This is a genomic window from Kitasatospora sp. NPDC041917, assembly GCF_055589745.1.
Map to the genome: position 1 here is coordinate 49113 of NZ_JBVJBI010000037.1, position 19459 is coordinate 68571.

Below are 19459 nucleotides of genomic sequence, written 5' to 3' on the forward strand. Positions count from 1 at the left end.
CCGGCCGACACTGTAGGAGCCGCCGCCGAGCCCGGGCCACCGATTAAACGGCGGGTCCCCGGGTGCCGAAGGGCCTGGCCGACACGCGGGCAGGAACGTCCCTGCACCACCGCGCCGCGTTCCCGGGGTCCCATGACGCGACCCGACACAACGTCAACAGGGGAGGCCGGCCGGTGGAGACGAGGACGAAGGACGAGGACCCGGTCCGGGTGCTGGACGTGACGGGCGCCGACTACCGCCGGGCGTTCGAACTGTTCCTCGCCGGAACGGACGAGAAGCCGATCACCCACGACCGGCTGGGCGAGATCGTGGCCGCCCTGCCGCACCGCCGGGTCCTGCTCGATCTCGGCGCCGGCGACGGCCGCACCACCGCCTACCTGAGCCGCTCCTTCGACCGCACGATCGCGGTGGAACCCAGCGCCGCGATGCGCGAGAAGCTCGCCGTGGCCTGCCCCGACGCCCTGGTCCTCCCGGACCCGCTCGACCGGGCCGACCCGCTCGAGCGGGCCGACCTCGTCCACCTCTCCCACGTGCTCTACTACGTGCCCGAGGCGGACTGGCTCGGCACCGTCAACCGCGCCCTGGACTGGACGGCCCCCGGCGGCACCCTCCTGGTCGTGCTGCAGAACCCGGAGAGCCCCTGCATGCGGATGGCCGCGCACTTCACCGGCGTCCGCTACGACCTCCGCCCGCTCGCCGACCGCCTGCGCGAGCGGCACCCCGAGCACGGCTACGCCCTCGAAACCCTCGACCTCCACTACCGCACGCCCCATCTGGCCGAGGCGGTGGACGTCGCCGAGTTCATGGTCAACGTCGCCGACGTGGCCACCCTCGACCCCCGCCCCTCCCGCGCGGCCCTGACCGCCTACGTCCAGGACCACTTCGCCCTCCCCGCCGGCGGCTTCGCCATCGGCCACACCCAGGACATGCTCATCATCCGCCGCGCCGCCCGGTCCTGAGCCGCCCTCCGGGGCCCGCTGCGGGGACGCCGGCCGCTTGGCCGGGGGCCAGGCGGCGTGTCGTCAGGCGACCGGCCCAACCGCGCGCGCGTCCGCCCCGCCGACCTGGTGAGCTGTGCCGGGAGTCCGCGACCCGACCGGCCTCCCCGACGGACCGAGGGAGGACCCCGTGCCGGACACGCCGACGTCGTACGCCGACCTGCGCGCCCTGGTGATCAACTGCACGCTCAAGCGCTCCCCGGAGCGCAGCCACACCCAGGGCCTGATCGACGTCAGCACCGGCATCCTGGAACGCCAGGGCGTCGCGGTCGACGTCCTGCGGGCGGTGGACATCGACATCGCCACGGGCGTCTGGCCGGACATGACCGAGCACGGCTGGGAAACCGACGAGTGGCCGGTGATCTACTCCCAGGTGATGGCCGCCGACATCCTCACGCTGGCAGGGCCCGTGTGGCTGGGCGACAACTCCTCCGTGATGAAGAAGGTCATCGAGCGGCTCTACGCCTGTTCGTCGATCCTCAACTCCGAGGGCCAGTACGCCTACTACGGCCGGGTCGGCGGCTGTCTGATCACCGGCAACGAGGACGGCGCCAAGCACTGCGCGATGAACGTCCTCTACAGCCTCCAGCACCTCGGCTACACCATCCCGCCGCAGGCCGACGCCGGCTGGGTCGGCGAGGCCGGCCCCGGCCCCTCCTACCTCGACCCCGGATCCGGCGGCCCGCAGAACGACTTCACCAACCGCAACACCACGTTCATGACCTGGAACCAGCTCCACCTCGCCCGCATGCTCAAGGACGCCCGCGGCATCCCCGCCCACGGCAACCAGCGCTCCGAGTGGGACGCCGGCTGCCGCTTCGACTTCGAGAACCCCGAGCACCGCTGAGTCACCGGCTGTGTGACGAGGCCGGAAACCCGGCTGGGTGTGGTTGATTCTTATGTGGTGGAACTTCATCGGCCGATCCGGTGATGAGATCGTACGGGCACGAAACGACTGGGAGAAGGGTTCCCGGTTCGGTGAAGTTCATGGCTACGACGGTGCTCGACTGCCCACCCCGGAGCTGCCCGCGATCCCGCTGAAGTCGCGAGGGTGGGTGTGCTGACCTGGGAAAACGTGTGGCGGATCTGTTCGTGCTCCGCCTGGCGGCTGCCAGGCGGAGACGGCTGGTCTGTCGTCTGCCCTGCGCCCGGAGGTCTGGGCTCGCTGGGCCCGGGAGGGGTCTGTCGAGTCTCGTGTTCGGACATGTGTGCCAGGGTTTCGGATCGATGCTGACCTTTTGCCGACTTTCTGACTTGCCATCAGGCTGGGGGTGTTGGCTGTTCGGCTGTCGGCATCGAGACCGGAGGCCCATGCCGATGGGCGGATTGCAGTGCGCCGGACCGCCCCGAGTCGCATTGGTCTCGGCCTGCCGTAGTCGGGCGCCAACCCCGCGACGAGGGGGCTCGCTGTCGTCCAGAGCGGCCAAGGCGGGGTGGGGAGCCCCGTGCTGGGTAGGTTCAGCCGGTCAAATGAAGATCCGCATCGGCGACCGTCTTCCTGCGCCTCCGATGGAAGAAAGCAGTCAGAAATTGATCATTGGACGTGTGTACTTTGTCGCCTGATGGTGGCTCCGAGGATCTGTGGGTGCTGACTACCGACCGGGCGATGCCGACGACACCGCCAGTACCTGCTCATCCCTGCTCGCGCTCTCCGGAACGGGACGACGACAATCAGCGTGACGCGTCGAGAAGCTCATCGGCGGGGGAACGCCACCGGGCGGCTGCGCCAGGTCCTGAGATTTTCTATCGCGACCTTGTCGCTTGTGTCGGGCCGGCCGAGGCGCACGGTTCTGATCGCCGCGGCCAGCGCCTCGCGCAGGGCGGTGTCCTCCGCCAATGCGGCAAGGGCCTGCAGTTCCCGCAGTCGCCGCACCGCCTCGGGCGCAAGGCGGTCCACTGCTTCTGCTGCTTGCTGGGAAGCCCACCTGCGAAGCGGCGGCCCTGGGAAGTACTGGTCGCCGTCGTAGGACCACAGCAACTGGGCGCGAATCATCCCCGTCACGTAGGCCTCGCTGTCGGCCGGAAGGCTGGTGAACGCACGCCACGGTTCGAGCGGTCCTGCGGCCGTGTGAGCACCGTCGGCGTATCTGCCGGTCAGTGAAAGCGTGGTCGCACTTTGAGGTAGCAACGGCAGCAGCGCCGTGACGAGGAAGCTCAGCGTGCGGGTGTCGTCCGTCATGCGTCCGTCGAGACGCCAGTGGGGCCCGTCGGCCTCGACTTGCAGATCGCTGCAGCCGATGTTTTCCACCAGGATCTTGACCACTCGCCGGGGTGTCATGCCGCAGTCCCGGTAGATGTCAGGGGAGCCGAAGTTCTGGATGCCGTGCTCGCTGAGCACGACGGTGAGTGCGACATGCATGGCCAGCATGCCCTCCTGTGCCGTGAGGATCGTGTCCACGACCTCTTCCCACGTCAGGCTCCGTTGCGCCGAACGCAAGTCGATCGCGATGCGGTCCTCTGAGTACCGGACCGATGCGTGCGCACGGGCGTTGCGCAGGTCGCCGTCGAGCCCTTGGAACAGGGCGGCCAGCTCCGGTCGCTGCCGGGCGGCCTGGATGGTCGCGGTAGCGTCGTCGTAGCGGAGCTTTCCGTAAGGTTTGGACTTGTAGCCGCCGGCCAGCAGCATCAGCGCCGCCATCACCCTGCCGGGCCCCTCCACCAGAGCAGCCGCAGTGTCGATCAGGGCCCGCCCGGCTTGTCGCGTCACTTGTGCTTGCTGGACGGCGGATGTGATCCGTGTACAGCTGTCGAACACTTCAAGGTGTGCCGCCCGCACGTCCTCCTCGAAGACGCCGTCAGCCACGAGGGCGCGAACACCACTCGCGTGAGCGTTCAAGAACGAGTAGGCCTGGGTCATGAGTTGTATGAACCGTTGGCGATCGCACGCGGTGCGGGCAAGGACGTCGTACATGGCGAACGTCAGACCGCAGCCGTTGGATCCGCGAACTCCAAGGAGACTCTCGAGTTCGTCTCGGCCCGCAGCGTCGAGTTCGACCAGATCGGCGGAGGAATGGAAGATCAACGCCTGTTGAAGGAGGACGTCCGCGACGTCCTCCGGATCGGAGGCGGAGTCCAACTGGTTCGTTGCCCGTGCCAGCCAGCTGATCTCGCCCAGGACTTCTGTGGCCCCGTCGAGTTGAGCCTGCGCCTGGCTGGCCAGCGTCTGCGCAGCCAGCGGCGACGACGCGCTGATGGCTCCCAGGAAGGTGCGGAGAATCTGCTCCATGGTTTCGACGACCCGACGCACCGCCCTGGCTCGTGCCAGTTGGGGGCGCTGGAACATGGCCCCGGTTTCCTCGCGGAGTCCGATCAGCGCGCCGACCGAGTCCTGAAGAAGGCCGGCTGCTCCCTCGCTGCCGACGGCTACGGCCTGTGCCGCAGCGAGGAAGGAGTCAAGCCCTGCGGTGACATCATTGAGCAGCCCGGGGCGTAGTACTGTCGGGCTGTAAGGAGTCGACGGAGACGGTGTTGAGGTGTCCAGCATGTGGAGGGCGTCCTTCACCGCCTGAGCCCTGGCCTGCTGCCCAGGGTCAACCTCCCAGGGGTCGGGTTGCCGGCGGCAGTCGGAACAGGGAAGGGCTCGCACTCGGACGCCGCTGCAGCCCATGCAGGTGACCTGGGCGAACCTGAGGGTGATTCTGTGACGGGGCACTACGCAGATCCTCTCGACCTGACTGATTCTCGGCGGATCAGCCGAAAACCAGACCTACGTCTCATAGTCCTGCTGTAGACGGCTCCAGTCACTCCCTTTTCGCGATGAGATCTGTACGGCCGGTCCGCTCGCTGAGCCTGGCCGGGTCCTCAGACCACGCACTTCCTGATCATCGCCACGAGCGGCGGCGCGTCAGGGTTGGGCTGGACCTCGTTGACCGCGGTGTACCCCCATGCCTCGTACAGTGCGAGCACTTTGCCGTCGCCGGCGGCGGGGTTCACCATCAGGGTGATCCGCTCCTCGGGGCGGTTGCCGGCGAGTTCTTCGTGGATGCGGCGTGCGGCGCCCGTGCCGCGCCATGGGGTGCGGACTCCCAGCTCCTTGAGGGCGAAGACCGGGTCGGCGGTGAGCTCGGGCGCCATCGGCTTGGACATCCGGGTCCACCAGCGGTCGCCGGAAAGGATGGTGTTGCCGTAGGCGTAGCCGATCGGTTCGTTCTCGTCGTAGCCGATGACGGCTTCGAAGCCGGGCTCGCCGCCGTGGCGGTCGAGGCGCTCGGCGAACGTGGTGACGGCGTAGTTGGGGAGGTGAAGCAGCGGTGCGCGCACATCCGCGTAGAGGTCGATCAGGGTCTGGCGTGCGAGGGGGGTCAGCTCGGTGAAGTGGTGCAGGTCCGGCTCGGTCACGCGGGAGTCCTCCGGGTGTCGTCGGTGTACTGGTCCCAGAGTTGCGCATGGGGACTGTTCGGCGCCACGTTCAGCAGGGCCGAGCCGAAGCGGTCGAGCATGCCGGCGACCCGGGGGTGCGCGGCCAATCCCGTCGGGATGGCCATGGCGGTGGCGACGGCCGGTTCGAGGTCGCCCTGGCCGAGTTGGGCGCGGGCGAGCCGGGCGTTGGTGATGGCGCGGCTCCGCTGCATGTGAGGACGGAGCAGGCCGAGGCTTCGGTGAGCGTGGGACTCGGCGTCCTCGTAGCGGCCGAGCGCCAGGTGGGCGGCGAGTGCGAGGGAGTCGAGCTCGGCCTGGTCGTAGTGCGCCGCCAGCCAGACCGGGCGGACTTCGCCGGCGCCCGCCCGGTCGAGCGCGTCCTGGGCGCGGCCGACGGACCGGCGGACGGCGTTCACGTCACCGGTGAGGCCGTGGATCGCGGCGTGTCGGGAGTGTCCGAGGGAGGCGAACAGGGGATCGCGGCGGGCGATCGGAAGGTTGCGGGCGACGTTGTTGGCCGCGAGGGCTTCGTTCGGCTTGCGCATGTGCCGGTAGAGGCTGCCAGCGTGGGACCAGATGCGGAACTGGATGGCGGCGTCCCCGGACATCGCGGCCAGGCTCGCGGCTCGTTCGTGATGGCGAAGTGCGGCGTCGAAGCGCCGGCCGTCGATGGCGGCCCACAGTGCGGAGGACATGAAGGACGCGGCGCAACCGAAGAGTGCGGCGCGGACGCGTTGGCTGGCGGCCCCGTGCTGCTGGAGGTCGAGCGCCTCGTCGGCAAGTGCTTCGGCCCGCGCTTCGATGCTGAGCTTGCCTCCGTGTCGATGGTCGCTGGCGATCACCTCAGCGAACCGGGTGTTGAGCCGCTCCACGTCGCTGTGGCCGATCCTGCGGGGCGCTGCCACGGCGGGGGACCCGACCGCGAGGGCGGTTCCGGTCACGGCGGTCACGAAAGCTCGTCGCTTCACATCATCCTCCGGGTGCACGCGATTGCCTCGCCCGGGTTGAACGAACCCGAGGTCTGGACCAGTACACCCGAATACTGCCCTGAGTGCTTCCCGGTGTTTTGCTGGTGGCCAACTGGTCTTGGCCGTCAGCCAGTTGTGGGCCGTTCGCTCTGATACGGTGCCCGGCTTTCCCGTCAGGCGGCCGATCTCCAGGTTGACGCGATGGGCCAACTCGGCCTGTGTCAGGCCGAGGTCGTCCATGAATCGGCGAAGTGCGAGGTTGTCCGCCATGTGCACAAAGTAGCGCCGCGACTACTGGCGCGCACGCTTTCGAGTAATGGGAAGGTCAAGTTTTCCGGTCGTCCGCGAGTGCGGGCTGCCGAGTTCTTCCTGACCCGTGGTGCTCCGAGGGCCGTTGACTGGATGCAGTCGTCCGAAGGCTCCGCTGATCGGCGGAGCTAAACGTGCGTGCCAGCGGCACCAACTCACCCTGCACTCAGGAGACTTCATGAACGATCGCCACGGCGTGGAGCGTCACGGGTTGAAGAGGGTCGTCGTGACCGGAGCGGCCGGCTTCATCGGCTCGCACCTGGTCGACGCGCTCCTCGCGGCTGGGGTCACCGTCGTCGGTGTGGACCGCCGCGATCCCGAGACCGATCCGGTGGCGGCGGCGAACCTCGGGGCTGCCCTGGGGAGCCCGGGCTTCACCTTCGTCGTCGCCGACCTGAGGACCTGCCCGCTCGCGGCGCTGTTCCTCCAGGCCGACGCCGTCTTCCACTTCGCAGGCCTGCCGGGGGTGCGCGGGTCCTGGGGCGAGCGGTTCGCCGAGTACACCGGCTGCAACGTGTTCGCGACCGAGCGGGTGCTGGCCGCTTGCGAGGACGTCCGCGTTCCGCGACTGGTCTACGCCTCGTCGTCCAGCGTGTACGGCACCATCCTCGAAGGCGCGTCCGGCGAGCAGCGGACGCCGACGCCGGAGTCGCCGTACGCGGTCAGCAAGCTGGCCGGCGAGCAGCTTTGCCTCGCCCACGCGGGCAAGGCCTCGTCAGCGGTCACCGCGGTGGCGCTGCGGCTGTTCACCGTCTACGGCCCGCGTCAGCGGCCGGACATGCTGATCGGCCGCGCACTCGCGGCGGCGCTGGGAGGTCCCGCCCTGAACCTGTACGGGAGCGGCGACCAGCGCCGGGACTTCACGTACGTCGGCGACGTCGTCCAAGCCGCGATCGCCGCCGCGACCACCGGGATCGAAAGCGCCGTGCTCAACATCGGCGCCGGTGTCAGCACCAGCGTGCTCGACGTCCTGGCCGCGATTGAGGAACTGACCGGCCGCCCCGTGCCGGTCAACCGGATGCCGGCCAAGCCCGGCGACGTGGACGCCACCCTCGCCGACCGCTCCCGGGCCGGTGAACTCCTCGGCTGGAAGCCCCGCACCGCCCTCGTCCAGGGCATCTCCCGCCAGCTCGCCCACCTCACGGCCAACTCCCCGCAGCTCGCGAGCGCCTGAACGGTCCCGTCCCGACGTCCAACGGAGTCACTGTGTTCGTCACCGCCGCCGACAGCGCGAACGCGTTGTTCACCCGTGCCGGCAAGACCATCCTGAGCCAGGGCCGCAGCGTCGCGCCGCGCGGCATGGCCACGGCCGAGCTCATGGGTGCCTACCTCAAGTTGACCGACCCCACGGCCCGGCTCGTCCACCTGGACCCGCACCGGGTGCTCAACCCGGCGTTCGCCGCCGCCGAGACGGTCTGGATTCTCTCCGGCTCCAGCGCCGACTGGATCCACGACTTCAACAGCCGCCTCGCCGCCCTCACCGACCACGGCGCCCTCCAGGGCGCCTACGGGCCGCGGCTGCGGCGCTGGCACGGGCAACTGGACCAGCTCGACTACGTCCGGGGCCAGTTGACGCGCGACAGCGAGAGCCGTCGGGCCGTCGTGCAGATCTTCGACCCCAGCAGGGACACCGCCGGCCACAAGGACGTCCCCTGCACCCTCGGATACCGCTTCTACCTGCGTGCCGGCCGCCTGGAGATGCACACCAGCATGCGGAGCCAGGACGTGTGGCTCGGTCTCCCGTACGACCTGATCACCACCACCGTTCTGCACGAACTGATGGCCGGCTGGCTCGGCGTCGAGGTCGGCGACTACCACCACCACGTCGACTCCCTGCACCTGTACACCCAACACCAGGACAGCGCCTGGCAGTTGCCCGTCGAGGAGGAGCCCTCACGACGGTGGCAGCCGGTCGGCGTCCCGTGGGACGACTTCGACCCGGTGCTGAAGCAGGTGACGGCAGGCGAGGCCGTCGGGCATCCGGTCTGGGACGGCTTCGCCGCGGTCCTGGCCAGCTACCGGCTCTGGAAGGCCGGGCGGTGCGACGAGGCCCGTGCCCGGGCCGCCGACGTGCCCGGACCGCTGCCCGAGGCGATGGGGCTCTGGTACGACCAGCGCGAGCAGAGGGTCCCGCTCGCCCAGATGCCGGCACCGGCGATTCCGGCGAAGAGGTGACCGGGATGACCGCGAACCGCAGCACCGTGTTGGGCCTGTGCTCCTACACCCACGACTCCGCCGCCGCCCTGGTCGTCGACGGCAAGCTCGTCGGCTTCGTCGAGGAGGAGCGGCTCAGCGGCGTCAAGCACGACAAGCGCTTCCCGACCCTGGCCGTGGCATGGCTCCTGGACGAGGCGGGCCTGGCCCGCGCGGACGTCGACACCGTCGCGTACAACTTCACGCCGCAGCTCTACCTGCGGGCGGTTCCCGCCGCGCTCGCCCACGCCGTGCGGCCGGCGACGTCGGCCAGGGCGCTGCCGAGGGCCCGCTCGTTCGCCAAGGTCGCGGCCAACACCCGCGGACGCCTGGCGCGTCTGTCCGGAGCCTTCCCGAACGCCTCCGTACAGCCCGTCCTCCACCACCGGGCCCACGGGCTGTACGCCTTCGCCGCTTCCGGCTACGAGGACGCCGCCGTGCTCGTGGTGGACAGCCTGGGGGAGGTGCAGGCCACCACGATCGGGCACGCCCGACGGAGCGCGAACGGCTGCTCGTACCGGATCGTCCACGCCCAGGACGACCCGGCCTCGCTCGGTTACGTGTACGGCGCGGTCACCGAGCACCTGGGCTGGCGGCGGGGCGACGAGGAGGGCACCGTCATGGCGCTGGCCGCCCTCGGCGACCCGAAGCGGTTCCGGCCGCTGTTCGCCGAGGCCGTCCGGCTCACCACCGACGGCTTCGCACTCGACCACCGGTTGATCGGGCTGCGCGTCATGGACAGCCGCTACCCGCGGCTGACGGCCGCCTTCACGGCGCTGAGCTGCCCGCCCCGGCGGCCGGACGAGGACGTCGAGCCGGTCCACGCGGACCTCGCGGCCGCCCTCCAGGAACGCACCGAGCAGGTGATGCTGTACCTGGCACGGATCGCCCGCGAGCGGACGGGCGCCCGGCTGCTGTGCGTCGGCGGCGGCGTCGCGATGAACTGCGTCAGCATCGGCAAGATCATCGCCTCCGGACTGTTCGACGAGGTCGCCGTTCCACCGGCGCCCGGCGACTCCGGCACGGCGATCGGCGCTGCGGCCGCCGTCCACCTCAGCCGGCACGGGAACCTTCCGGCCGGTCTGGCTCGGTCCTGCTACCTCGGGCCGGCGTTCCCCGGTCTGGAACTGCCGTCCGAGCCGCGGCCCGGCATGACCGCCCAGCGACTATTAGATCCGGCCGGACACGTCGCCGGCGAGCTCGCCCGGGGGACCATCGTCGGAGTGTTCCAGGGGAACGGCGAGGCCGGGCCGCGGGCGCTCGGGAACCGTTCGATCCTCGCGTCGCCGCTACGGGACGGCGTCGTGGAGCGGCTCAACTCCACCGTCAAGTTCCGGGAGCCGTTCCGCCCGTTCGCGCCGGTCGTGCTGGCCGATCGGGCCGACGACTACTTCACCCTCGGCCAGGAAGCGCCGTTCATGTCGATGGCCTCGCCGGTCACCGAAGTGGCCCACGAGCGGATCCCGGCCGTCGTCCACGCCAACGGGACCGCTCGGGTGCAGACGCTGGCGCCCAGGGACAACCCCCTCCTCGCCGGGATCCTGGCGGCCTTCGCCGAGATCACGGGCGTGCCCGTGCTGATCAACACCTCCTTGAACGTCAAGGGCAAGCCGATGTGCGGCACCCCGGAGATGGCCCTCGACTGCCTGGCCGAGTCCGGGCTGGACGCGCTCCTGGTCGGGGACTGGTGGGTGACCAAGGCATGAGGATCGGCTACAGCTTCTGGGGCTTCCTCGGGTCCGGTATCACCGACACCCCCGACGGCGGGCGGAGCCACCGCCGAACCCTGTTGGACGGGCTCACCGCCCGCGGCCATGACGTCATCCCGCTGCAGGCCGACAGGGACCTGGCGGAGGCCGGCACCGACCTCACCGCCCACTACCAGTGGGACGGCGGCCTGCCCGAGATCGACGCCCTGGTCCTGGAGTGGCGTTGGCCGGTTCCCGGACGCAACACCACCCCGTGCGGCAGCGAAGGGCACACCTGCGACCTCCACCGGCAGCAGGAACTCCTCGACCACTACACCCACCACCTCGGCATCCGTACGGTGCTCTGGGACAAGGACCAGCAGCTGTCCTCCGACGACCCGCTCCGAGCTGTCGGCCACGTGCAGGTCTGCGAACCGGCACTGCACCCCTCGCCGGGGACCGAGAGCCTGCTCTTCCCTGTCGACGACGACGCGCTCGACCGAGCGCACCCCGCCGCTCTCGCCGCACACGGGCGCCCGGTGCCGCTGGTGTACATCGGCAACCAGTACGACCGCGATGCCGCCTTCGACCGGTACTTCGCCCCGGCCGCAGCCCGGCTGCCGCACCGGGTGGCCGGGAAGTGGACCGACACCGCTCGGTGGCCGGACGTGAACTTCACCGGGCGCATCCCGTTCGACGAAGTCGCCCCGCTCTACGAGGCCTCGGTGACCACCGTGCTGCTGGCCCCCGAGCGGTACGCGCGAAGCGGCCAGTTCACCCAGCGGATCTTCGAGTCCGTCCTCGCCGGCTGCCTGCCGCTGGTGCCGGCCACCATCCGGGGGGCCGACGCGGTGGTGCCGCGGGAGCTGGTCGTCACCGGTGGTCCCGACGTACTGGCCACCGTCACCGCGCTCACCCGCATCACCGGCAGCCAGGCCCACGCCGACCTAATCGCCCGCTGCATCGACGGACTCGACCGGTTCCGTCTCACCCGCCAACTGCGCACCCTCGACCGCGTGCTGAACAACACGCCGGCCCCGCTCCCATCGACGGAAGGAAACCGTACGTGAACTCGATCCCTCCCGTACTCCCCGGCATCCAGCGGGTCGAGAAGCTCTACCTGGAGCTGCTCTTCCGCTGCAACTTCTCCTGCACCACCTGCTACCACGGCGAGGACCTCAAGCGGCCCGACACCGTCACCATCGACCAGGCCTCCGCCGCCCTCACCTACTTCCTCGCCCGTTTCGACTGCCGCGAGGTGTGCCTGCTGGGCGGGGAGCCCCTGCTCTTCGAGGGCCTGCCGACCGTCCTGACCGTCGCCAAGTCGCTCGGCTACCGCACCGAGATCTGCACCAACGGCTACAAGCGGCGGGCCTTCCTCGCCCGCGCCGCCGAGCACCTCGACATGCTGAGGGTCTCGCTCGACGGCGGCACCGCCGAGGCCCACGACCGGATCCGACGCCCGGGCTCCTTCGAGGCCGCCTTCGACACCCTCGCCTGGGCCCTCGGCCGGGACCTCCCCTTCGGCGCGACCTGCACCCTCACCGGGGAGAACATCACGACCATCCCGGCGCTCGCCGAGCGACTGCGCGACCTCGGTGCCGAGGACCTGATGCTGCACCGCGTCCGTCCGGTCGGCAACGCCGCCACCAGCGGCGTCACCACCGTCACCTGGGAACAGACCCAGGAGCTCCACGAACGGCTGACCGCCATGGGCCTCGGCGGGATGAAGGTCAACACCGACATCCTGCTGCCCGAACGGTGCCCGCCGCCCAGCGACGTCGTGGAGAAGCTGGAGATCGCGCCCGACGGGCGGGTCTACCTGTCCTGTGCCGATGTCGCCGGCCCCGGCCGGGAGGTCCGCTTCGACTTCGACCGGGCCGTTCTGGTGCCCGTCGAGGCACGGTGAGCAGGTCGGAGCGCACCGCCTCGGCCACCGGCCAGGGCCGAGCGCGACCCGGTCCGTCCCACGGCTCGGTAGCCTGTGGCGACATGGACAGGATCGCCATCATCGGCTGCGGCGGCAGCGGCAAGACCACGGTCGGACGCCAGCTCGCCGCCAAGATCAACGCCCCCGTCACCCACCTCGACGGCGTCTACTACGACGCCGACTGGAACACCCTGCCGCCCGAGAAGTTCGCGGCGATCCAGGAGGACCTGGTCGCCGAACCGCGCTGGGTGATCGACGGGAACTTCGCCTCCACCCTCCCCATCCGCCTCAAGCGAGCCGACACCGTCGTTTTCCTCGACATCCCCCCGATCGTCTGCCTCTGGGGGATCCTGCAGCGCCGCCGCCGCTACCGCGGTGGCCAGCACACCGAGCAGGGCGTCTTCGACCGCATCCACTGGGCTTTCATCCGCTACGTCCTCGGCTATCGGCGCCAGATGCGGCCCAAGATCCGCGCCCTGATCGCCGAACACGCCGGCCACGCCCGCGTCGTCACCCTCACCAGCCGCCGGGCCGCACGCCGCTTCGTCGAGGGCGTGCCTCCCCGAACATGAACTGACCCCCTCCCCGGGAAGGCTCCACCTGTCCATGACCGCCAACCCGTTCCTCGACACCGACCGCGTCCGCGACACCCTGTACTCCGACGCGGGCCGCCTCGCCCAGCGCACCACCGCACTCGCCCGCGCCAAGACCTTCGGCCGACACCCGGCCGCCGTCATCGCGGAACTCGCCGCGGACGGGCCGCGAGGCACCGTCCTCGACATCGGCTGCGGGCGCGGCACCACCACCGTCGCGCTCGCCGAGCGCCTCGACCCGCCGAAGCTCATCGCCTTCGACCAGTCCGCCGCCCTGCTCACCGAGGCCCAGCGGCGGCTGGCCGGACGGATGGGCGTGCGATACATGCGCGGCGACTTCCACAGCATCGCCCTGCCCGACGCCTCGGTTGCGGTCGCCGCGGCCGCGTTCTGCCTCTACCACTCGCCGGAGCCGGCAGCCGTGGTCGCGGAGATCGCCCGCTGCCTGTCGCCCGGCGGGCTGTCCATCACGGTCACCAAGTCCGCCGACAGCTACCAGGAGCTGGACGAGGCGATCGCCGCCAGCGGCCTGGACCCGGAGGCGGCCGACCGACCGAGCCTGTACGAGACCTTCCACAGCGACAACCAGGCCGACATCGTGGGAAGTTGCCTCGACGTCCGGGAGATCATCCACGACGAGCACCGTTTCCGCTTCACCGGCGCCGCGCACATCGCCGCCTACGCCGCCACCAACCCCAAGTACCGACTCCCCTCCGATGCGAGGCAGATCGCCGAGAAGCTGCGGCAGACGATCGGTGACGGCCCGCTGGAGACCGCCTCGACCGTCACCTACGTGGTGGCCGCCCGCCGATGAGGACCTTCACCAAGACCTATGACCACCCGCTGCTCCAACAGCGCTCCCTCGCCCACCAGCGGTGGTTCACCAGTGTCAACCCGGATGTTCGCACACCGCGGGTCGTCGGACAGCGTTCCGGGAAGACTGTCTACGAGCACCTCGACGGTCGCCACGCCGGTCCGGCCGACCTGGTCCTCCTCGCCGACCTCCTCGGCCACCAGCACACCTCCGCCTACCTCAGTGTGCTGAAGGGCGCTCGCCTGGACACGGCCTTCACCAGCGGCGGCACCACCATCGACGGGTTCGTCGACGGCCGCGGCGCGAGCGGCTCCGGCGCCTCCTGGCTTCCGGATCCGTACCCGGCCCCGCCCTGACTCCCGAGGCGGCCGATGGCTGGCTTCAGCGGGCCGCCGACATGCCGGCCGCGTTCTACAAGGACGCCAATCCGCGCAACTTCCTCGTCACCGACACCGCGGTGGCCGTCATCGACTTCGACTCCCTCACCCTCGCGCCCTTCGGGTACGACCTCGCCAAACTGGTGGTCAGCACCACCATGACCAGCGGCCCGCTGATCCCGGAGGTCGTCCGACAGGCGCTCGACACCTACAACGACCACCCCCGCAGCCGCGGTCTACCCGGCTGCTCCCGGCGCGAGTTCGCGGCCTGGTGCGAGTTCCACCACGCCCTCACCGCCCCATACCTCGGCACCAACGGATACCGCTTCGGCTGGCACACGGCCAGGCCGGGCTGGACCACCGACGTCCTGCGGCACCCCGACGAGGAGCTCGCGCCGTGACGACCAGCACCGTCATGAACAGCCGGAACGCGGTCTGCGTGATCGTCCACGACAAGGGCACCGACCGCATCGCCGCCGTGCACTACGCCGGCCCCAACTGGTCCCCACGGCCGGCCTGGACCGTCCCGGGCGGAAAGGCTGAGCCGGGGGAAGCCCTCGACGAAGCGGCCGCCCGCGAGCTCAAGGAGGAGACCGGTCTGCTGGTCGACCCCCTGAACCTCGAACTCGTCCACGTCGTCCACGTCGAGCAGAGTTACGACGGACTCGGGCAGTTCGTCCTCTTCGTCTTCGCTACCGACCGCTGGACCGGCGAGCTCGTCAACACCGAGCCGGACAAGCACCTGGCCGCGGAATGGGTCGCCGCGGCAGACCTCCCCGAACCGGCCTTCCCGACCGCCAGGATCGCGCTCACCGCGTATCAGGAAGGTGGTCCGTCGTACTCACGCTTCAGATGAGGCCGCTCCCGGCGCCGCCGGAACGATGAGCTGCTGCCGCCCGAACTCAAGATCTCGGGCGGCAGCAGCTGTTCGTTCGCTGCGAAGCGGAGCGGACGGCTACATCGCGGCGGCGAGCGGGCTCGTGGTCAGCTCGCTGATGCTCTCGGCCGCCTTGCGGGTGTGGTAGATCAACGGGCGGAGGTCGGCGGGCATTTCGGTGGTTCGTCGGAGCAGGAGGACGGCGCCCATGATGGAGTCGTGCCACAGGACCGGGGCCGCGACGGAGTCCCAGCCGGGCATGCACTCCTGGCGGCCGACGCCGAGGCGCCCCCGACGAACCCCAGCGCACCGAACTGCTCCCCCCAGCGGGGGCGACTGGTCCGGAACCAGCCAGATCGTCGCCACCGGAGACCTCGACGCCCGTGCCGGGAACGACCTGATTGCCAAGGACGGTGACACCCTCGTCCTCCTGGCGCCCCGGTCCGGGTGACCGGTCGGCCCCGTCTCTTCGGAGAGGACCCTACGGTGCCGGGGTTCTCCGGAGGCGGACCGGCACGGCCGGACGCGGGCACCCGTGCAGGGTGCTGCGCGCCCTGGTTGACGTGGATCACCGGCGCCTTTCGGTCGCGCAGTCGTTCTCGGCCGTAGCCGCATCCTTGACGGTTCGTACGGCCTTCGGCCCCGCCAGGGCGGCGTACGGGGTGGGGACGCGGTCGGTTCCTCCTTCAGGGGGGTCCACCCGGAGCGGTGCGACTCCGAACGTGCCCTGTAGGCATATGTCCGGGGTGTCGGGTGAGGGTGGTCGGGTTCAGTGCGCGGCTTCCTGCGGCCCGGTGTTGAGCGCGGAGAGCGACTGAGAGGCCCGGTCGACGCCGGCGGCGACCGCTTGACGGAAGGCCGACTCGGCTCCGGCGTGATCCCCGGCCGCTCGGCGGATCTGCCCCAGGGTGAGGAGGGCATCGGAATGACCCTTGGCGACCAGGGTATGGAGCAGCAGTTCGGCGCTCTCCCGCCGCCCGTGTTTCGCGCGGACGCGGGCGAGTGTTTTCACGGTGTCGTAAGAGCGGTTCGCCAGCTCCTCGGCAGCCCCTTCCTGTCCGGTGAGTTCGAGGATCCGGACCAGGCCGTGGGCGGCGTACGACTGACCCTCGCCGAGTGCTCGCCGGTAGAGGCGTCCGGCGCGGCGGAGGTCACCCTCCTTCTCCCGGAGGCCGGCAAGGTCGAGCAGGGCCCAGTCCAGGTCCAGGTTGTACGCACGCCAGTACAGCCCGGCGGCCGCGCGGTGGTTGCCCTGTGCGGCGTGTGCCTTCCCGAGTGCGCGCAGCGCGTTCACCTCACCGAGCTCAACGGCGATCTCGGCGTATTCTCCGCTCCCCTCCCAGTCACCGCCATCGGCCAGCACCCAGGCCAGCTCCCGAGGGGCGTTCACGTCGCCTTCGACGTGGTAGGCGTGCTTGAGGACGGTGATGGCCCGAGGCTTCTCCTCCGGATTCATGTACGTCCACGCGAGCCCGGTGAACGCCTCGGTGTTGCCGGCCCGGAAGGCGCACTTGGTCAGGGCGAGGGCCAGTTGGTGTCGGCCGTTTCGGGCCAGCCAGCGGGCCTGGTACTCGATGCTGCGGGCACCGCCGGAGACGAGGGCCTCGTTGTAGAGTTCCAGTGCTGTCTGCCGCTCGCCGCGCTCCCAGGCGATGGAGGCAAGGCCCACGGTGGCGGACTTGCCCACGTCGGTACCGACGGCCCGTCGGTACCACGTCTCGGCCTCGTCGAGGCTACCGTCCTGTTCGAGCTGCCAGGCCAGTCGGACCTGCGCTCCGGTGTGACCCGCCTCGGCGGCGAGCGCGTAGTAGGGGGCGGCGTCGACCTTGTTGCGGCGCTGTTCGAGGTGCCAGGCCAGGGCGTTCAGTGCGGTGCCGCCGTCGGCGTCCGCCGTTGAGCGGGCGAGGGACGCGGCATCGGAAATCCGGTCACGGGCCGCTGCGGCGCCGGCCAGGGCCGATCGGTCGGGGGCCGCCGAATGCCGTTCTGCGGCACGCCAGAAGGCGTCCCCGGGGCAGTGGAGATTCCGGGTGCGACGTGCATCGTGTTCGAGGAAGTCAGCGAGCCGTAGCCGGAGCCCGTCGCCCCTTGTCCCACGGACGGGTGACAGGGGCCCGCGCACACCTCGGCACGGCTCGGAGAGGTAACGGAGCGCCTTCGCGAACCAGTCCTCCGGCGCGAGGTCGAGTTCGAGTTCGGTGAGGTAGTCCGTGGCCGCGTCCTCCAGGAAGCCCGCGACGAGTTCGAGGCCGTGGCCGAAGCGGCGGGCGTCCATCGCGGCCTCGAGGACCGCGCGGGCGGTGGGGGAGGCGTTGGTGTACCGCTCCTGGAGGGCGGGACCGCCCGCCAGGTACTGGGTGATGTGGCGGCCCTCGGCCGACCGCGCTGCCTGGTACAGCCGGTTGTCACTCGGGCCGGGCATCGTGAGGAGCGCGGCCACCTGGTCCTCGGTGAAGCGGGAGGGCACGGGGATCCACCGGTTCGCGAGAAGCGCACGACGTTCCCTGGTCTCGTCGGTGGTGCCGGGTGCCGTGGTCATCGGCTGCTGGTACTCGTGCCAGCACGTACCCAGCACGAGCACCGGTGCCCGGTCCGGATCGCGGACGAGTGCAGACAGTCCCGCGGCGATGTTCTCGTCCCGGCCGCTGTCGGTGGTGAGTAGGTACCGGTGGATCTCGTTCAGCCACAGGACCATCCGCGGCCCGACCGAGCGGAGGGAGCCGAGCAGGGCGTCGGGCGACGGCGGCTGCCACAGGCGCCACCCGTCGGGTAGCTGCTGGATCGCCTCCCAGAGTGCCCGGGTCTTGCCGGTGGAGGAGTCGCCGAGCAGCACGGCCATGCCGCTCATGCCATGCGCAGCGCGGTCCAGGACAGTGTCGAGTTGGTCGTCGAAGGGCCTACGCAGGTAAGGGGGAAGAGGATCGCCGGCCGGGACGTCGTCCTCGGCCTGGATCGCCCGGTGCACTTCGAGGCCGAACGGGTCGGCGTCCGTGACGGCGATGCCCACGGTGTCCTCGGGCGTGCCTGCTCGCTCGTAGGGACCAGCGTAGTAGGCGGCCAACGCGTCCGCGTCGCAGAAGCGGTGGGCGACCTGGTCGCCGAAGTACCGCGCGACGATCCACGGAAGGGGGCGCAACAGGCGGCCCAGGTGCTCGGCGTCCCATACCTCGCCGAGCTGCAGATCCGGGAACTCGGCTTGGTACTCGAGCGCGAGGTCCCGTACCTGGGTGTGGGTGCCCCGGCACGAGGTGACGATGACGAACCTGGTCGCGCGGTGGGGACGGCCGCCGTGGACGAAGCGGTCAAAGGCCTTGCGGGCCGAGGCGGCCGGGAACTCGGCGACATGCTTGACCTGGAAGGCCGACCAGCGACCGTCTGAAGCACGGCCGACCACATCGATGCCGCCCTGGGCCTGGCCGGCGGTTCCGTATCTGGCGACCTGGGCGAGCCCCTCGGCGGCTTCGACGAGCTCGCAGACCAGCCGCTCGAAGTCGGCCCAGTCCTGGGAGTCGAAGGGGAGGAGCGGGATCTTCGGGTCGGCCACCGGGGGCTGGGCGGTCGGGGTGCGGTGGGGCATCGGTGGCACCTTCAGGCTCGGCTCGCTCGTGTTGGTGAGTAGCCTATGCGGCGGTACCGACAAACCGGCCGGGTTGGCTCCGGGATTGACGCCGGGGAAGGGGCTTGAGTGTCGCGCCCGGAACGTGCTGTCATACGGGCCTTATGGGGCAGCGCAGTTCGGGGCAGCGCGTGCTCACGAGGACAGGTGGGCGACTTTCGTTGCAGGTCGGCCAGGATGCCAGAGTGTTCCGCCGGTCTGGCTGGGCGACAACTCCTCGGTCATGAAGAAGGTTATCGAGCGGCTCTACTCCTGCTCATCGATCCTCAACTCCGAGGGTCAGTACGCCTACTACGGCCGGGTCGGCGGCTGCCTGATCACCGGCAACGAGGACGGCGCCAAGCACTGCGCGATGAACGTCCTCTACAGCCTCCAACACCTGGGTTACACCGTCCCGCCCCAGGCCGACGCGGGGTGGGTGGGGGAGGCCGGCCCCGGCCCCTCCTACCTCGACCCCGGATCCGGCGGCCCGCAGAACGACTTCACCAACCGCAACACCACGTTCATGACCTGGAACCAGCTCCACCTCGCCCGCATGCTCAAGGACGCCGGCGGCATCCCCGCCCACGGCAACCAGCGCTCCGAGTGGGACGCCGGCTGCCGCTTCGACTTCGAGAACCCCGAGCACCGCTGAACCGCCGCGCCGATGTCCCGGAATCGGCGCGACGGGTGTTGTTTTCGCCTGAAAGGGCGCCCGAACCGATGGCGTATCCCTCAACTCGCCATGCCCTCGGGCG

17 protein-coding genes and 2 pseudogenes are annotated in these 19459 nt (G+C 70.2%); 14 read left to right on the forward strand and 5 right to left on the reverse strand.

The features are described 5' to 3' along the window. The first annotated feature begins 173 nt into the window (after nucleotides 1–173). The 3 genes and pseudogenes from ACZ6EM_RS31810 to ACZ6EM_RS31820 form a co-directional block, all read left to right on the forward strand. Nucleotides 174–959 (forward strand): class I SAM-dependent methyltransferase, encoded by a 786-nt coding sequence (locus ACZ6EM_RS31810; RefSeq protein WP_401044403.1) that lies wholly within the window; start codon nucleotides 174–176, stop codon nucleotides 957–959. A 169-nt stretch (nucleotides 960–1128) separates the two neighbouring features. Continuing rightward, a complete protein-coding gene (locus tag ACZ6EM_RS31815; RefSeq protein WP_401044406.1) occupies nucleotides 1129–1845 on the forward strand; it encodes a flavodoxin family protein in 717 nt (238 codons plus the stop codon). A 46-nt stretch (nucleotides 1846–1891) separates the two neighbouring features. Then, nucleotides 1892–2062: pseudogene (locus ACZ6EM_RS31820) on the forward strand (pirin family protein); the annotation flags it as partial. 629 nt (nucleotides 2063–2691) lie between these two features. Here ACZ6EM_RS31820 and ACZ6EM_RS31825 read toward each other — a convergent pair. From ACZ6EM_RS31825 to ACZ6EM_RS31835, 3 genes are all read right to left on the reverse strand, one after another. After that, on the reverse strand, nucleotides 2692–4482 hold the full coding sequence (locus ACZ6EM_RS31825; protein WP_465773851.1) for a hypothetical protein: 1791 nt from the start codon (nucleotides 4480–4482) through the stop codon (nucleotides 2692–2694). A gap of 317 nt (nucleotides 4483–4799) precedes the next feature. Next, nucleotides 4800–5336: an N-acetyltransferase gene (locus ACZ6EM_RS31830; RefSeq protein ID WP_465773852.1), complete on the reverse strand. Its 537-nt coding sequence runs from the start codon at nucleotides 5334–5336 to the stop codon at nucleotides 4800–4802. After that, the gene (locus tag ACZ6EM_RS31835; RefSeq protein WP_465773853.1) at nucleotides 5333–6595 is read right to left on the reverse strand and encodes an XRE family transcriptional regulator; all 1263 of its coding nucleotides are present in this window, start codon (nucleotides 6593–6595) and stop codon (nucleotides 5333–5335) included. Before ACZ6EM_RS31835 ends, ACZ6EM_RS31830 begins: the two co-directional genes overlap by 4 nt. Nucleotides 6596–6812: 217 nt before the next feature. Here ACZ6EM_RS31835 and ACZ6EM_RS31840 point away from each other — a divergent pair, with 217 nt between their 5' ends. The 10 genes from ACZ6EM_RS31840 (at nucleotide 6813) to ACZ6EM_RS31885 (ending at nucleotide 15085) form a co-directional block, all read left to right on the forward strand. Then, nucleotides 6813–7808 (forward strand): NAD-dependent epimerase/dehydratase family protein, encoded by a 996-nt coding sequence (locus ACZ6EM_RS31840; RefSeq protein WP_465773854.1) that lies wholly within the window; start codon nucleotides 6813–6815, stop codon nucleotides 7806–7808. 32 nt (nucleotides 7809–7840) lie between these two features. After that, the gene (locus ACZ6EM_RS31845) at nucleotides 7841–8809 is read left to right on the forward strand and encodes a thymidylate synthase (protein WP_465773855.1); all 969 of its coding nucleotides are present in this window, start codon (nucleotides 7841–7843) and stop codon (nucleotides 8807–8809) included. A gap of 5 nt (nucleotides 8810–8814) precedes the next feature. Then, entirely contained in the window at nucleotides 8815–10533 is a 1719-nt protein-coding gene (locus tag ACZ6EM_RS31850) for a carbamoyltransferase family protein (RefSeq protein ID WP_465773856.1), read from the forward strand. Beyond that, a complete protein-coding gene (locus ACZ6EM_RS31855; RefSeq protein ID WP_452179592.1) occupies nucleotides 10530–11585 on the forward strand; it encodes a CgeB family protein in 1056 nt (351 codons plus the stop codon). The genes ACZ6EM_RS31850 and ACZ6EM_RS31855 overlap by 4 nt, the downstream gene beginning before the upstream one ends. Next, nucleotides 11582–12424, forward strand: a complete 843-nt coding sequence (locus ACZ6EM_RS31860) for a radical SAM protein (protein ID WP_452179593.1) — start codon at nucleotides 11582–11584, stop codon at nucleotides 12422–12424. The genes ACZ6EM_RS31855 and ACZ6EM_RS31860 overlap by 4 nt, the downstream gene beginning before the upstream one ends. An 83-nt stretch (nucleotides 12425–12507) precedes the next feature. Beyond that, complete coding sequence (locus ACZ6EM_RS31865; RefSeq protein ID WP_465773857.1) at nucleotides 12508–13017, forward strand: P-loop NTPase family protein; 510 nt, start codon at nucleotides 12508–12510, stop codon at nucleotides 13015–13017. Between the two features lie 34 nt (nucleotides 13018–13051). Then, entirely contained in the window at nucleotides 13052–13852 is an 801-nt protein-coding gene (locus ACZ6EM_RS31870; RefSeq protein ID WP_452179595.1) for a class I SAM-dependent methyltransferase, read from the forward strand. Next, nucleotides 13849–14208 (forward strand): hypothetical protein, encoded by a 360-nt coding sequence (locus ACZ6EM_RS31875; RefSeq protein WP_465773867.1) that lies wholly within the window; start codon nucleotides 13849–13851, stop codon nucleotides 14206–14208. The genes ACZ6EM_RS31870 and ACZ6EM_RS31875 overlap by 4 nt, the downstream gene beginning before the upstream one ends. Beyond that, nucleotides 14175–14630 (forward strand): phosphotransferase, encoded by a 456-nt coding sequence (locus ACZ6EM_RS31880; protein ID WP_465773865.1) that lies wholly within the window; start codon nucleotides 14175–14177, stop codon nucleotides 14628–14630. Before ACZ6EM_RS31875 ends, ACZ6EM_RS31880 begins: the two co-directional genes overlap by 34 nt. Further along, nucleotides 14627–15085 (forward strand): NUDIX domain-containing protein, encoded by a 459-nt coding sequence (locus tag ACZ6EM_RS31885; RefSeq protein WP_452179597.1) that lies wholly within the window; start codon nucleotides 14627–14629, stop codon nucleotides 15083–15085. The genes ACZ6EM_RS31880 and ACZ6EM_RS31885 overlap by 4 nt, the downstream gene beginning before the upstream one ends. A gap of 99 nt (nucleotides 15086–15184) precedes the next feature. On the opposite strand, the gene ACZ6EM_RS31890 is transcribed toward ACZ6EM_RS31885, so the two are convergent. Further along, nucleotides 15185–15367 (reverse strand): hypothetical protein, encoded by a 183-nt coding sequence (locus tag ACZ6EM_RS31890; RefSeq protein WP_452179598.1) that lies wholly within the window; start codon nucleotides 15365–15367, stop codon nucleotides 15185–15187. 508 nt (nucleotides 15368–15875) lie between these two features. Then, complete coding sequence (locus ACZ6EM_RS31895; protein ID WP_465773858.1) at nucleotides 15876–18683, reverse strand: tetratricopeptide repeat protein; 2808 nt, start codon at nucleotides 18681–18683, stop codon at nucleotides 15876–15878. A gap of 232 nt (nucleotides 18684–18915) precedes the next feature. Between ACZ6EM_RS31895 and ACZ6EM_RS31900 the strand changes: the two are divergent. Next, nucleotides 18916–19356, forward strand: a pseudogene (locus tag ACZ6EM_RS31900) (flavodoxin family protein); the annotation flags it as partial. Between the last annotated feature and the right edge of the window lie 103 nt (nucleotides 19357–19459).